12 protein-coding genes and 1 riboswitch are annotated in these 12,419 nt (G+C 71.7%); of the genes, 7 read left to right on the plus strand and 5 right to left on the minus strand.

What is annotated here, in order from left to right:
- Positions 1 to 203 precede the first annotated feature (203 nt).
- Genes mqnE through ACPXCB_RS15510 form a run of 3 tightly spaced genes read left to right on the plus strand, consistent with a single transcriptional unit; the run spans position 204 to position 2,136 of the window.
- The gene (gene mqnE, locus ACPXCB_RS15500; protein ID WP_425875988.1) at positions 204 to 1,373 is read left to right on the plus strand and encodes an aminofutalosine synthase MqnE; all 1,170 of its coding nucleotides are present in this window, start codon (positions 204 to 206) and stop codon (positions 1,371 to 1,373) included.
- 22 nt (positions 1,374 to 1,395) lie between these two features.
- Positions 1,396 to 1,818 (plus strand): hypothetical protein, encoded by a 423-nt coding sequence (locus tag ACPXCB_RS15505; protein WP_121397114.1) that lies wholly within the window; start codon positions 1,396 to 1,398, stop codon positions 1,816 to 1,818.
- A gap of 42 nt (positions 1,819 to 1,860) precedes the next feature.
- Positions 1,861 to 2,136, plus strand: coding sequence for a DUF4229 domain-containing protein (locus tag ACPXCB_RS15510; protein WP_425875990.1), 276 nt, complete (start codon positions 1,861 to 1,863; stop codon positions 2,134 to 2,136).
- Between the two features lie 158 nt (positions 2,137 to 2,294).
- On the opposite strand, the gene ACPXCB_RS15515 is transcribed toward ACPXCB_RS15510, so the two are convergent.
- The 3 genes from ACPXCB_RS15515 to ACPXCB_RS15525 all read right to left on the minus strand — a co-directional run bounded on the left by ACPXCB_RS15515 (position 2,295) and on the right by ACPXCB_RS15525 (position 5,380).
- Entirely contained in the window at positions 2,295 to 3,329 is a 1,035-nt protein-coding gene (locus ACPXCB_RS15515) for a hypothetical protein (RefSeq protein ID WP_425875992.1), read from the minus strand.
- On the minus strand, positions 3,329 to 3,835 hold the full coding sequence (locus ACPXCB_RS15520; protein WP_425875994.1) for a SigE family RNA polymerase sigma factor: 507 nt from the start codon (positions 3,833 to 3,835) through the stop codon (positions 3,329 to 3,331). The genes ACPXCB_RS15515 and ACPXCB_RS15520 overlap by 1 nt, the downstream gene beginning before the upstream one ends.
- Positions 3,836 to 4,021: 186 nt before the next feature.
- On the minus strand, positions 4,022 to 5,380 hold the full coding sequence (locus ACPXCB_RS15525; protein ID WP_425875996.1) for a C39 family peptidase: 1,359 nt from the start codon (positions 5,378 to 5,380) through the stop codon (positions 4,022 to 4,024).
- 212 nt (positions 5,381 to 5,592) lie between these two features.
- Here ACPXCB_RS15525 and ACPXCB_RS15530 point away from each other — a divergent pair, with 212 nt between their 5' ends.
- From ACPXCB_RS15530 to ACPXCB_RS15545, 4 genes are all read left to right on the plus strand, one after another.
- Complete coding sequence (locus ACPXCB_RS15530; RefSeq protein WP_425875998.1) at positions 5,593 to 7,470, plus strand: M14 family zinc carboxypeptidase; 1,878 nt, start codon at positions 5,593 to 5,595, stop codon at positions 7,468 to 7,470.
- Positions 7,471 to 7,635: 165 nt separating this feature from the next.
- Positions 7,636 to 7,714, plus strand: a riboswitch (cobalamin riboswitch).
- A gap of 111 nt (positions 7,715 to 7,825) precedes the next feature.
- A complete protein-coding gene (locus tag ACPXCB_RS15535) occupies positions 7,826 to 8,764 on the plus strand; it encodes an ABC transporter substrate-binding protein (protein ID WP_425876000.1) in 939 nt (312 codons plus the stop codon).
- Between the two features lie 13 nt (positions 8,765 to 8,777).
- The gene (locus ACPXCB_RS15540) at positions 8,778 to 9,881 is read left to right on the plus strand and encodes a FecCD family ABC transporter permease (protein ID WP_425876002.1); all 1,104 of its coding nucleotides are present in this window, start codon (positions 8,778 to 8,780) and stop codon (positions 9,879 to 9,881) included.
- Between the two features lie 44 nt (positions 9,882 to 9,925).
- Complete coding sequence (locus ACPXCB_RS15545) at positions 9,926 to 10,753, plus strand: ABC transporter ATP-binding protein (RefSeq protein WP_425876004.1); 828 nt, start codon at positions 9,926 to 9,928, stop codon at positions 10,751 to 10,753.
- A 51-nt stretch (positions 10,754 to 10,804) separates the two neighbouring features.
- Here ACPXCB_RS15545 and ACPXCB_RS15550 read toward each other — a convergent pair whose 3' ends face one another.
- Positions 10,805 to 11,581, minus strand: a complete 777-nt coding sequence (locus tag ACPXCB_RS15550; protein ID WP_425876006.1) for a VOC family protein — start codon at positions 11,579 to 11,581, stop codon at positions 10,805 to 10,807.
- A gap of 97 nt (positions 11,582 to 11,678) precedes the next feature.
- Positions 11,679 to 12,416: an ABC transporter permease gene (locus ACPXCB_RS15555; RefSeq protein WP_425876008.1), complete on the minus strand. Its 738-nt coding sequence runs from the start codon at positions 12,414 to 12,416 to the stop codon at positions 11,679 to 11,681.
- Between the last annotated feature and the right edge of the window lie 3 nt (positions 12,417 to 12,419).

Raw genomic sequence — 12,419 nt, forward strand, 5'->3', positions numbered from 1 at the left:
GGCGCGGCCGTCGGGACGCTACCAGTGTGTGGTGAACGTCCCACCCTGTCTTACCGCACCCAGGCAACGATGTCGATGCGTCGGCAGGTAACGGGAGCCTGTGAGTTCGGTGAACCGGCGTACGGGGCCGACCATGCTGCGGCGGCGTCGGCGGGCCGACGTACGCTCGATTCCTACCGCAGGTGGAAGGGACGTGGCTTTCGATGGACGCCGGACTCAAGCGTGAGCTCGAAGCGAAGGTGTACGCCGGCGAGCGGCTGACCCGTGAGGACGGGATCGCCCTCTACGACAGCGACGACCTCGCGTGGCTCGGCCGGCTGGCGCACCACCGGCGCACCGAGCTCAACGGCGACCGGGTGATGTTCAACGTCAACCGGCACCTCAACCTGACCAACGTCTGCTCCGCCTCGTGCGCGTACTGCTCGTTCCAGCGCAAGCCGGGCGAGAAGGACGCGTACACGATGCGCATCGACGAGGCGGTCCGCAAGGCCAAGGAGATGGAGGACGAGCAGCTCACCGAGCTGCACATCGTCAACGGCCTGCACCCGACCCTGCCCTGGCGCTACTACCCGAAGGTGCTGCGCGAGCTGAAGGCGGCGCTGCCGAACGTCAAGCTCAAGTGCTTCACCGCGACCGAGGTGCAGTGGTTCGAGAAGATCAGCGGGCTGAGCGCCGACGAGATCCTCGACGAGCTGATGGACGCCGGCCTGGAGTCGCTGACCGGCGGCGGCGCGGAGATCTTCGACTGGGAGGTCCGCCAGCACATCGTCGACCACGCCTGCCACTGGGAGGACTGGTCGCGGATCCACGCCCTGGCGCACAGCAAGGGCATGAAGACCCCGGCGACGATGCTCTACGGCCACATCGAGGAGCCCCGGCACCGGGTGGACCACGTGCTGCGGCTGCGCGAGCTCCAGGACGAGACCGGCGGGTTCGCGGTCTTCATCCCGCTGCGCTACCAGCACGACTTCGTCGACTCGGCGGACGGCAAGATCCGTAACCGGATCCAGGCCCGCACGACGATGGCCTCGCCGGCCGAGTCGCTGAAGACCTTCGCGGTCTCCCGGCTGCTCTTCGACAACATCCCGCACGTGAAGAACTTCTGGGTCATGCACGGGCTCTCGGTGGCCCAGCTCTCGCTCAACTTCGGCGTCGACGACCTGGACGGCTCGGTCGTCGAATACAAGATCACCCACGACGCCGACTCGTACGGCACCCCGAACACGATGCACCGGGACGACCTGCTGCACCTGATCTGGGACGCCGGCTTCCGTCCCGTCGAGCGGAACACCCGCTACGAGGTGGTCCGCGAGTACGACGCCCCCGCGTCCCTGGCCGAGCGCCGCGCCGAGCCGCAGCAGGTCTGGGCCTGAGCGGCACGTACCCTTCCAGACCATGACCGAGCAGCGGAGCGGATTCCCCCGGCGGGACGCCGAGGGGCGCATCCTCACCCTGGGCGACCTGCTCGGGGTGAGCCTGGCCGGCCTGGTCATCGGCGTGCTGGCGGTGGTGCTGTTCGACTGGGCGTTCGCGCTGATCGGCAGCGGCGAATTCGGGCGGTCGAACGGCTGGCTGGCGATCATCCTGCCGGCCTGGCTGTTCTGGGACGACTTCCGTGCCTGGGAGTTCGGCGCGGCCCGGGTGGTGTCGGCGCTGGCGGCCGCCGCGGTGGGCGTGGTCGCCGGGCTCGTGGTGGCCGGCCTCGCCGCCGGTCTCCCGCCGCTGCTCTCCGGTGGGCTGGGGGCGGCGACCTTCACCCTCGGGTACGCGGTGGTCTGGTTCCACGGCGTCCACTGGCTGGCCCGCCGGACGGGCTGAACCTGCCGCCGGGGCCCGGCGGCGGAGAACGGAGTGCGGAACGTGAGCGCGGCGGTCAAGTACACGCTGGGCCGGCTCGGCCTGTTCGTCGCCGTGCTGGCGGCCCTCTGGCTGGTCGAGATGAACATCTTCATCAAGCTGATGGTGGCGCTGGCCTTCTCGGCCGCCCTGTCGTTCTTCCTGCTGAAGGGCTGGCGGGACGAGATGGCCGAGGAGATGGCCACCGCCGCCGAGCGTCGTCGCGCCGAGAAGGAGCGGCTCCGCTCCGCCCTCGCCGGCGAGGACCAGGACCAGGAGACGCCGGGGCCCTCCAACTAGCGCGTCGGCGATGATCCCCGCCTGCTCCGGGCCGACGTCGGCGGGCGCATCACGGCCGCGCTGGAGTCCACTGTTGCCATCGATTCCGGCCTGATCTCCAATCGCACAGCAGCAGGACGAGCGACGGTGGGATCCGCCGTGTCGGCGCTGCGGTGGTGTCACCAGGTGTCGAGGTTGTCGAGGTCGCGGACCGGCTGGTACCCGCTCAGAATCGTCAGGCCTTCCGGCTCGGTGTAGCCGTTCCCCCAACCCTTGAGGAACGCCTCGACGACGCATGGCTCGACGAACATCTCCAGCACGTCGCTGCCCTGCCGGCGTGCCCGGTAGGGCCCTGCGACGAGGTCGGCTTCCCTGGCGTCGCGCCCCGGCACGGGTTGCGCCCGAACCGTCAGCCAGCGCCCGGAATCGTCCCCTACCGTCAGCGAGGCCTCGTCGAAGGAGCCGTGCTCCGTCCGGGAAAGCGTGACCGAGCAGCCGAGCAGCCGCCCACCCGGCGGCAGCGACCGCAGGCGGAACGGCACCACGCAGCGGTGGGCGCCGTCGAACCGGACGCGACTCGCCGCGTCCGTCGCCTCGTCGCGGCCGGTCGCGTAGATGTCGAGCTGAGCCCAGAGCCCGTCGACGGGTTGCCAACGGACGAACCACAGCTTCGTATCGAGCCACGCGACCCCCGGGCGGCCGCCGACCCGCACATCGACCGGCGGCTGGGGTCGCCCCGCCGACGACAGCGTCTGCTGTAGCCCGTCGAGCGTCGCGACGCTGCGCGCCAACGCGAACCGGGCCTGCCCGGTCGGGCCCCGGAACTCGACGCTCTCGACCCCGCGGCCGGCGCTCCAGGTCGCGGACGAGGCGCCGCTGACCAGGCTGTCGGTCGTGAAGTGCACCACGCCGGGGTCGGCCCCCACGACCTCGGGCCGTGCGATGGCACCGGGCTGGCCCGGTGCGTCCGGCAGCACGAGTGCCGTGGCCGACATGGTCCCGCCATCGGGTGCCCGACCGGACGGAATCACCATGACCACCGCGGCCAGGACGACGCACGCCGCTGCCGTCCCCCCGGCGGTCAACCAGCGGCGGCGCAGCCGGAGGTGGTGGCCGCGACGCCGGGCGTGTTCCACGATCGGCACGGGGTCGATGTCGCCGCCCGCGTGGTGCTTGAGCGTCGTGGCGAGCTGCTGATCGAGGTCGCTGGACATCAGAACTCTCCTCCTGTCCGGGCGGAGGCGGATGCGGTTGCTTCCTGCCGCTCGCGGAGTGCCGTCAGGGCCCGCTTCGCGTGGGTACGAACTGTGCCGGTGGAACAGTCCATGATCTCGGCGATCGACGCGTCGTCGAGATCCTCGTAGTAGCGCAGGACGATCACGGTGCGTTGACGCGCCGGCAGGGTGCGGACGAGCCGCCACAGCGCGTCGCGTTCGGCGACACCGGCGGCCTCGTCCATGGCGCCCGGCCGGTCGTGCACATCGGCGACGGAGATCTCCTGGCTGCTGCGCCGGCGCCACCACGAGTGGTGGGCGTTGACGAGCATCCGTCGGACGTACGCATCGGGTCGATCCGTCCGGGAGATGCGCGCCCAGCGGGCGTACGCCCTGGCGAGGACATCCTGAACCAGGTCCTCGGCCCGATGCTCGTCACCGGTCAGCAGCCGGGCGAGCCGCACCAGCGCCAAAGTGCGGGCGAACGCGTACTCCTCGAACGTCACGCCCTATCAACGTTGCAAGTCGGCCAACCCGTAGACATCCGGCGAGCACCTCTCGAAGGAGAACCTCAGGGCGTGGCCCCTCCGGCGCCCGCAGGCTCGCGCCTCGCCGGATGGGGGAACGGCCGAGGGGCCCGGTCGCCGGCCTGAGCCGGGCGACGCGGACCCCTCGATCGGGTCGGTGTCAGGTCACCAGTTGGTGGAGCCGGCCACCTTCGGCCACGGCTTCGTCGTGGGCTTGATCAGGTAGACGACGCCGCCGGGGCCGCCGGACACCCCGCCGCTGGCGTTGATCCGCTTGGTCCGCAGCCAGATCTGCTCGAACTGCTCACGCTTGTAGACGTTGCGCACCACGTCGTTGCTCGACGAGGCCGGGTCGTTGACGATCACGTCGCCCTCGGCGGTGAAGCCGACGATGACGAACAGGTGCCCGGAGGTGCCGTAGTTCGCCCCGTCCAGCTCGCTGGCGAGGAAGGACTGGCTGGTCACGACCGGGATACCGGCGGCGATGAAGCGCTCCACCTCGTCCAGCGAGTGCAGCCGGGTGACCCGTCCCTCCAGGCCGGGGAAGCTGGCCGCGTACGCGGTGTTGAAGGGCCAGTTGCCCGCGCCGTCGTACTGGTAGTCGTAGACCATCCGGGCGGCGTGGTTGACCGTCGGGTCCGGGTAGGTCGGGTCGACCCAGGAGGTCTCCTCCTCGGACGCCTTGCGGCCCCAGTACTCGATCACCATCGTGGTGGAGGTGGGGGAGCACCAGGCCTGGCCGCCGCCGTCGTACTCGGGGTAGTGGCCGGTGTGGATGTTCTGCGAATAGCGGGGCACGGCGAGCTCCTTGCCCCAGGCGATGCCACCGGCGCTCGGCTCGACGGTGAACCGGTCGGGGACGTTCGAGCTCATCGCGCCCACGGTGTGCACGACCGGCGCGGCGCGCTGGCCCGGGGCCTTGTAGAGGGTGAGCCGCAGCTGGTAGTCCCGCAGCAGCACCCCGACGGAGGCGTCGTCGATGCTGAAGGTGTCGGTCCAGATGGTCGACCAGGGGTCGCCCTGCCGGTTGACGCTGGTGCGCTTGATGTCGGCGTCGCCGGAGGCCCAGCGCCCCATCACGTACCACTTGGTCTGGACGCCGGTGTTGTACGTGCCCTGCATCTCCACCTGGATCCAGGTGCCGGCCGGGGTGTTCGCGTTCCACGAGGCGATCAGCTCGGTGGCGTCGAAGCCGATCCGGGTGACCGGGGAGGTCCAGGTCGCGTACTCCCAGCTCTTGGTGACGCCGGTGTGCGGGTCGGTGTAGTCGGTGGTGCCGAGCGGTCGGGCCAGCGTCACGCCCGGCCGGAGGCCGGGGACGGCCTTGGTGCCGGCGTGGGTGCCGCGACGCCAGTCGGGGTAGCGGGACCAGTCCTGGAAGGTGATCTGCTCGTCGTGGACCACCGGTCGTTTGGTCGACGGGGCCGCGACGGGTGCGGCAGCGACGGCGGGTGCCGCGGTGCCGAGAAGGGTGAGTGCGGTGGCGGCCGCGAGGGCGGCCGTACGCAGGCGTGTTCTGGCCATGGGTCCTCCGCAGGGACGGACGATCGTTGCGGGTCAGTGTCCCGCCCGGAAGGAACTTTCGCCAGAGGTCGACAGTTGGAAAATCCTTGCCGATGTGAGGATCAGGATGACATGCAAAGTGGGCAGCGATGGATGTTGATATGACCATGTGAGCGGTGGTGAAGTGTCCTCCACCGAGCGGGATCTCCTCCCGCCCCCCGAGGAGGTTGTCCATGGCCTTCCGCAACACCACCCTCCGCCGTCGCCTGGCGGTCGCCGTAGCAGCCGGGTTCGCCCTGCTCACGGTCGCCGCCGCGCCGGCCACAGCCCGGCCGGCCCCGGACCGGGCCGACTCCGCGGCGGCGTCGTACCGGGTGCTCGGCCCGCGTACGGTCGACGACCGCACCGCCGTCGCCGGCACCGGCGCCGCCATCGACTTCGTCGAGCACGGCGTGCTGAACGTCTCGGCCACCCCCGCCGAGGCGGCGGCCATCACCCGGCTCGGCTTCCGGCTGGAGGCGGTCCCCGCCCCGTCGGCCGACGGGCACCACCACGCCGAGGGGGACGTCGGCACGGCAGCCTTCCCGCCCGCCGACTCCAACTACCACGACTACGCCGAGCTGACCGCCCTGGTGAACAAGGTGGTCGCGGACCATCCCTCGATCGCCCGGAAGATCAGCATCGGCTCCTCGTACGAGGGCCGGGACCTGATGGCGGTGAAGATCTCCGACAACGTCGCCACCGACGAGAACGAGCCGGAGATCCTGTTCAACTCCCAGCAGCACGCCCGCGAGCACCTGACCGTCGAGATGGCGGTCTACCTGCTCAACCTCTTCACCGACAGCTACGGCAGCGACTCCCGGATCACCAGCATCGTGAACAGCCGGGAGATCTGGATCGTGCCGACGGTCAACCCGGACGGCAGCGAGTACGACATCGCCACCGGCTCCTACCGCTCCTGGCGCAAGAACCGGCAGCCGAACAGCGGCTCGTCGTACGTCGGCACCGACCTGAACCGCAACTGGTCCTACCAGTGGGGCTGCTGCGGCGGCTCGTCCGGCTCCACCTCGTCGGACACCTACCGGGGCCCGTCGGCGTTCTCCGCGCCGGAGACCGCGGCGCTGCGCAACTTCGTGAACAGCCGGGTCGTCGGCGGCACGCAGCAGATCAAGGCCAACATCGACTTCCACACGTACTCGGAGCTGGTGCTCTGGCCGTTCGGCTACACGTACAACAACACCGCCCCCGGGATGTCGACGGACCAGTACAACACCTTCGCCACGCTGGGCCAGCAGATGGCGAACACCAACGGCTACACCCCGCAGCAGTCCAGCGACCTCTACATCACCGACGGGGACAGCATCGACTGGATGTGGGGCCAGCACGGCATCTGGGCGTACACCTTCGAGATGTACCCCGGCTCGGCCGGCGGTGGCGGCTTCTACCCGCCCGACGAGGTGATCCCCGCCCAGACCTCGCGCAACCGGGAGGCGGTCCTGCTGATCAGCGAGTACGCCGACTGCCCGTACCGGGTCATCGGCAAGCAGGACCAGTACTGCGGCGGTGGCGGCGGCACCACGGTCTGGTCGGACACCTTCGAGACGGCCACCGGCTGGACCATCAACCCGAACGGCACCGACACCGCGACCGCCGGGGCGTTCGAGCGGGGCGCCGCCCAGGCGACCAACTCCAGCGGGGCGAAGCAGCTCGCCCCGTACGCCGGCGCCAACGACCTCGTCACCGGCCGGCTGGCCGGCACGGCGGCCGGTGACTACGACCTCGACGGCGGCGTGACCAGCGCCCGGTCGCCGGCGGTGACCCTGCCGTCGAGCGGCACGCTGACGCTCTCCCTCGCCTGGTACCTGGCCCACGGCTCGAACGCCTCGTCGGCCGACTACCTCCGGGTGAGCGTGGTGCACAACGGCGGCACCACGGCCCTGTTCACCCAGTCCGGGGCGGCCACCAACCGCAACGGCGCCTGGGCGGTGGCCAACGCCAACCTCACCCCGTACGCGGGTCAGTCGGTGCGGATCCTCGTCGAAGCGGCGGACGCCTCGGGCGCGAGCCTGGTCGAGGCGGCTGTGGACAACGTCACCATCACCAGTTCCTGACCCGGTGGGGCCCCGTTCCGTCCCCGGCGGGGCCCCACCCCCTCTCCGCAGACGTCGATCCAGGGCGTGTCGCCGCCGTCGGTGATCAGCGAGCGCCGATGCGCCCTGGATCGTCGAGGCATGTCCGGGGCGTGCGCTACGGTTCTACCGACCACGCGCAGCGAAGCCGGTGTGAAACCGGCGCTGTCCCGCAACTGTGATGTCCCGCCACCGCCGCACCCGGGCGTGGCGGGGACGAGCCAGGTCGCCTGCGTCCGTGGTCGCGACTCGCGCTCTCGAGGAAGGGCGCCTCGCGGACGGGCGCCATTGCTCCCTGTCGGCGAAGCACCACGCTCCTCGACCGACAGGAGGACCCGTGCTCAGACGTACCCCCCGGCTCTTCGCCGCGACCCTCGCGGTGGCCGCGCTCGCCCTCGGCGCCTGCGCCGAGAAGAGCTCCGACGACACCCCCGCCGCCGGCGCCAGCTCGGCCGGCGCCGCCTTCCCGGTGACCGTCGGGAAGCTGACGCTGGAGAAGCGGCCCGAGAAGATCGTTTCGCTCTCCCCGTCGGCCACCGAGATGCTCTTCGCCATCGGCGCCGGCAAGCAGGTCACCGCCGTCGACGACCAGTCGAACTTCCCGGCCGACGCGCCGAAGAGCGACCTCTCGGGCTTCACCCCGAACGCCGAGGCGATCGCCGGCAAGAGCCCCGACCTGGTGGTCCTCTCCGACGACCGCAACAAGATCGTCGATCAGCTCACCGCGCTGAAGATCCCGGTCTACCAGACCCCGGCGGCGACGACGCTCGACGACACCTACCGGCAGATCACCGAGCTGGGCGCCCTCACCGGGCACGCGGACGAGGCCGCCGACGTGACCAAGCGGATGAAGGACGACATCGCCAAGCTGGTCGCCGGCCTGCCCAAGCGCGCCGAGAAGCTCACCTACTACCACGAGCTCGGCCCGGAGCTCTACACCGCCACCAGCAAGACCTACATCGGCTCGCTCTACGCCCTGGCCGGCTTGGAGAACATCGCCGACGCGTCCGACGCCGACGGCAAGCAGGGCGGCTACCCGCAGCTCTCCCAGGAAGTGATCGTCAAGGCCGACCCGGACTTCGTCTTCCTCGCCGACACCAAGTGCTGCAAGCAGAGCGCGGAGACGGTCAAGGCGCGCGCCGGCTGGGCGGGCGTCACGGCGGTCAAGAACAACCAGATCGTCGCCCTCGACGACGACGTCGCCTCGCGCTGGGGCCCCCGCGTGGTGGACCTGCTCCGCGTGATCGTCGACGCCACCGCCAAGGTCCCCGCGTGACCCGCACCCGTTCATGAGCCGTCCGCTCGTAAAGGCGCCGCCCGCCCGGCGGGCCGGGACGCTCCCCGCGTCCCGGCCCGCCGGGCTGCGGCCCCGCTGGCTCGTCGCCGGGGTCGCCGCGGTGCTCGTCGCGCTGGTCGCCGGGGTCTCCCTCGGCCCGGTCAGCCTGCCGCCGGGCAGCGTCGCGGCCGAGCTGCTGAACCTCATCCCGGGGGTACACCTCGACAGCGGTCTCTCCGAGCGCGAGATCGCCATCGTCACCGAGCTGCGGCTGCCCCGGGTGGTGCTCGGGCTGCTGGTCGGCGGGCTGCTGGCCCTGGCCGGCGGCTGCTACCAGGGCGTGTTCCGCAACCCGCTGGCCGACCCGTACCTGCTCGGGGTGGCGGCCGGCGCCGGGCTCGCGGTCACGGCGGTGATCACCCTCGGCGCCGGGGCGGGCGGCGCGCTGACCGGGCTGCCGCTCACCATCCCGCTGGCCGCGTTCGTCGGCTCGATCGGCGCGGTGGCGATGACCTATCTGCTGGGCGTCTCCGGCGGGCGCGGCCGCTCCACCGCCACACTGATCCTCGCCGGCGTGGCCGTCTCCGCGTTCCTCTCGGCCGGGCAGACCTACCTGCTGCAACGCAACTCCGACAGCATCCAGCAGGTCTACTCCTGGCTGCTCGGGCGGCTCGCCACCGCCGGCTGGCACGACGTGCGGCTGGTGCTGCCGTACTTCCTGCTCACCGCGTTCGTGGTGCTGCTGCACCGACGGGAGCTCGACGTGCTCTCCGTCGGCGACGACGAGGCCACGAGCCTCGGACTGCACCCGCAGCGGTCCCGCTACCTGCTCATCGCCGCCGCCTCGCTCGGCACCGCCGCCGCCGTCTCCGCGTCCGGCCTGATCGGCTTCGTCGGGATCATCGTGCCGCACACCGTCCGGCTGCTCGCCGGGTCGAGCTACCGGGTGATCCTGCCGCTCTCGCTGCTCTTCGGCGGGGCCTTCCTGGCCCTGACCGACGTGGTGGCCCGTACCGCCGCCGCCCCGTCGGAGATCCCGATCGGCGTGGTCACCGCACTGCTCGGCGGCCCGTTCTTCGTGCTGGTGCTGCGTACCTCCCGCCGGATGCTCGGGTGAGGGCGCGGCGCGTGCCGGCCGCGCGGCCGGCGGACGGTGGGGCCGTGCGGGCCCCCGACGTGACCGCCGTGCCCGCCGTCGAGGTGCGCGACCTGCACGTGCGCCTGGACGGCACGCCGGTCCTGGCCGGCGTCGACCTGACCGTCGCCGCCGGCGAGTGGGTCACCGTGATCGGCCCGAACGGCGCCGGGAAGTCGACCCTGCTGCGCGCCGTCGGCGGCCTGCTGCCGGCGCCGGGCGCCGTCTCCCTCTTCGGTACGCCCAGCGAGGCGCTGCGCCGCCGCGACCGTGCCCGGGTGGTCGCCACGGTGGCCCAGTCCCCGGTCGTGCCGGCCGGCATGTCGGTGTTCGACTACGTGCTGCTGGGCCGCACCCCCTACATCCCGACGCTGGGCCGGGAGTCCGCCGCCGACCTGGCCGCCGCCCACGAGGTGCTCGACGGGCTGGACCTGGCCGGGTTCCACGACCGGGAACTGGTCACCCTCTCCGGCGGCGAGCGGCAGCGGGTCTTCCTGGCCCGCGCGCTGGCCCAGGGCGCGACCCTGCTGCTGCTGGACGAGCCGACCAGCGCCCTGGACATCGGCCACCAGCAGGAGGTGCTGGAGCTGGTCGACCGGCTGCGCCGCGAGCACGGCCTGACCGTGCTCGCCACCATGCACGACCTCTCCATCGCCGGCGAGTACGCCGACCGCATGGTGCTGCTGGCCGACGGCCGGGTGGTGGCCGCCGGCACCCCCCGCGAGGTGCTCACCGAGCAACTCCTGGCCACCTGGTACCGCGCGACGGTCCGCGTCATCCCCGGCGCCCAGGGCCCCCTGGTGGTCCCCATCCGCCCCCACCCCCACCCCCGCCCACCGAACTCCTCCCGTTGATCATGAAGTTGTTGTCGCTCCGCTCGGCGTGTCGCCGCAACAACTTCATGATCAACGGGGTGTGAGGGTGGGGCGGGTGAGGATGTTGAAGAGGGCGCCGTGGGGGTCGCGGAGGGCGGCGTAGCGGCCCGCCGGGGCGGTCTGGGGCGGGACGAGGATGGTGCCGCCGAGTTCGGCGGCGCGGGCGGCGACCGCGTCGGCGTCGGTCACGGCGAAGTACACCGACCAGTACGCGGGCGTGTCCGCGGGGAACCCGTCGCCGAGCGGTGGCACCATGCCGGCCACGATCCGGGTGCCGAGCCGCCAGCCGGTGTACGTGACCGGGCCCGCCTGCTGGTCGTCCGGTTGCCAGCCGAAGACCAGCTCGTAGAAGACCTTCGCGCCCTCCGGATCGGGGGTCACCAGTTCGGTCCAGGTCAGCGCCCCCGGGACGTCGAAGACCTCGGCCCCGGGCATCGACATCGGCTGCCAGACGCTGAACGCCGCCCCGGCGGGGTCGGCGAAGACCGCCATCCGTCCCTGGTCGAAGACCTCGAACGGGGGCACCACGACCTGCCCGCCGGCCCGCTCGACCCGGCCGGCCACCAGCTCCGCGTCGTCGGTCGCCAGGTACGTCGACCAGATCGGCACCTGGTCGGGAATGGCCGGTGGGCCCGCACCCGCCACCGCCCGCCCGCCGAGCAGGAAGACCGTGTAGCCGCCCGCCTCGGGCTCCGGGTCGATCCGGCCGGTCCAACCGAACAGCTCGGGGTAGAACCGCCGCGCCTCGGCGAGGCCCGGGGTGGCGAGGTCGACCCAGCAGGGTGTGCCCGGCGGGACGATGCTCACGTCGACCCCCCTCTCGGCGGGGGACGGCCACGCCGGCACGCCCCTGCCGGAATCGTGGCACCGACCCGCCGCGCCACGTGGCGGATCGGCCGAAACGTCAGCTGAACCGTCGACCCTCGTCGCGCCGGTACGCCCACCCGGCCAGCAGCGCCAGCAGCACCACCCAGACCCCGAGCATGCCCATCGACAGCGGGTTGACCGGGTAGTCGCCGACCGCCGCCCACATCAGCTCCACCGCGCCTCGGGTCGGCAGGAACGGCGCGACGGCCTCCACGAAGCCGGGCGCCTGGTCCGGTGCGGAGAGCAGCCCACCCCCGAAGGCGAGCGGAAAGAAGACGACCTGCGCCACGACGATCGCCGCCTTGCTGGGCATCGAGTAGCCGATGGCGAGACCCAGCAGCGTGAACGGCACCGAGATCACCGTGACGATCGCCAGGGCCAGCAGGAACGCCGGTGCGCTGACCCGCGCCTCGGTGAACGCCGCCCCGATCGCCACCACCGGCACCAGCGAGAGGTAGGTGAGTGCCAGCCCGGCCAGCACCCGCCCGGCGAAGCGGGGCGCGGGGCCGGCCGGCAGGGTCCGGGTGTACGGGTTCCAGGGCTGGTCGCGGTCCTCGGCGACCCCGACGCCGTACTGGAAGATGTTCGCGCTCATCACCGAGAAGGTGACCATGGCGGCGGTGGCGTAGGTGGCGGCGACCGGGTCCTTCCTGGCGAACGGCACCACGAAGAAGAGCATCGCGACGGCCGGGAAGAAGGCGCTGCCGACGACGGCGACCGGGATGCGGACCGTCTCCAGGAGCTGGTAGCGGGCGTGGACCAGGGCGAGGCGCATGGG

Source organism: Micromonospora sp. DT62, from assembly GCF_049847285.1.
Classification (GTDB): domain Bacteria; phylum Actinomycetota; class Actinomycetes; order Mycobacteriales; family Micromonosporaceae; genus Micromonospora; species Micromonospora reichwaldensis.

Excerpts from the sequence above, each read along its gene's own strand:
- mqnE (WP_425875988.1), top strand. The coding sequence starts at position 204 with ATGGACGCCGGACTCAAGCGTGAGCTCGAAGCGAAGGTGTACGCCGGC.
- ACPXCB_RS15505 (WP_121397114.1), top strand. The coding sequence starts at position 1,396 with ATGACCGAGCAGCGGAGCGGATTCCCCCGGCGGGACGCCGAGGGGCGC.
- ACPXCB_RS15515 (WP_425875992.1), bottom strand. The coding sequence starts at position 3,329 with ATGTCCAGCGACCTCGATCAGCAGCTCGCCACGACGCTCAAGCACCAC.
- ACPXCB_RS15525 (WP_425875996.1), bottom strand. The coding sequence starts at position 5,380 with ATGGCCAGAACACGCCTGCGTACGGCCGCCCTCGCGGCCGCCACCGCA.
- ACPXCB_RS15530 (WP_425875998.1), top strand. The coding sequence starts at position 5,593 with ATGGCCTTCCGCAACACCACCCTCCGCCGTCGCCTGGCGGTCGCCGTA.
- ACPXCB_RS15540 (WP_425876002.1), top strand. The coding sequence starts at position 8,778 with ATGAGCCGTCCGCTCGTAAAGGCGCCGCCCGCCCGGCGGGCCGGGACG.
- ACPXCB_RS15555 (WP_425876008.1), bottom strand. The coding sequence starts at position 12,416 with ATGCGCCTCGCCCTGGTCCACGCCCGCTACCAGCTCCTGGAGACGGTC.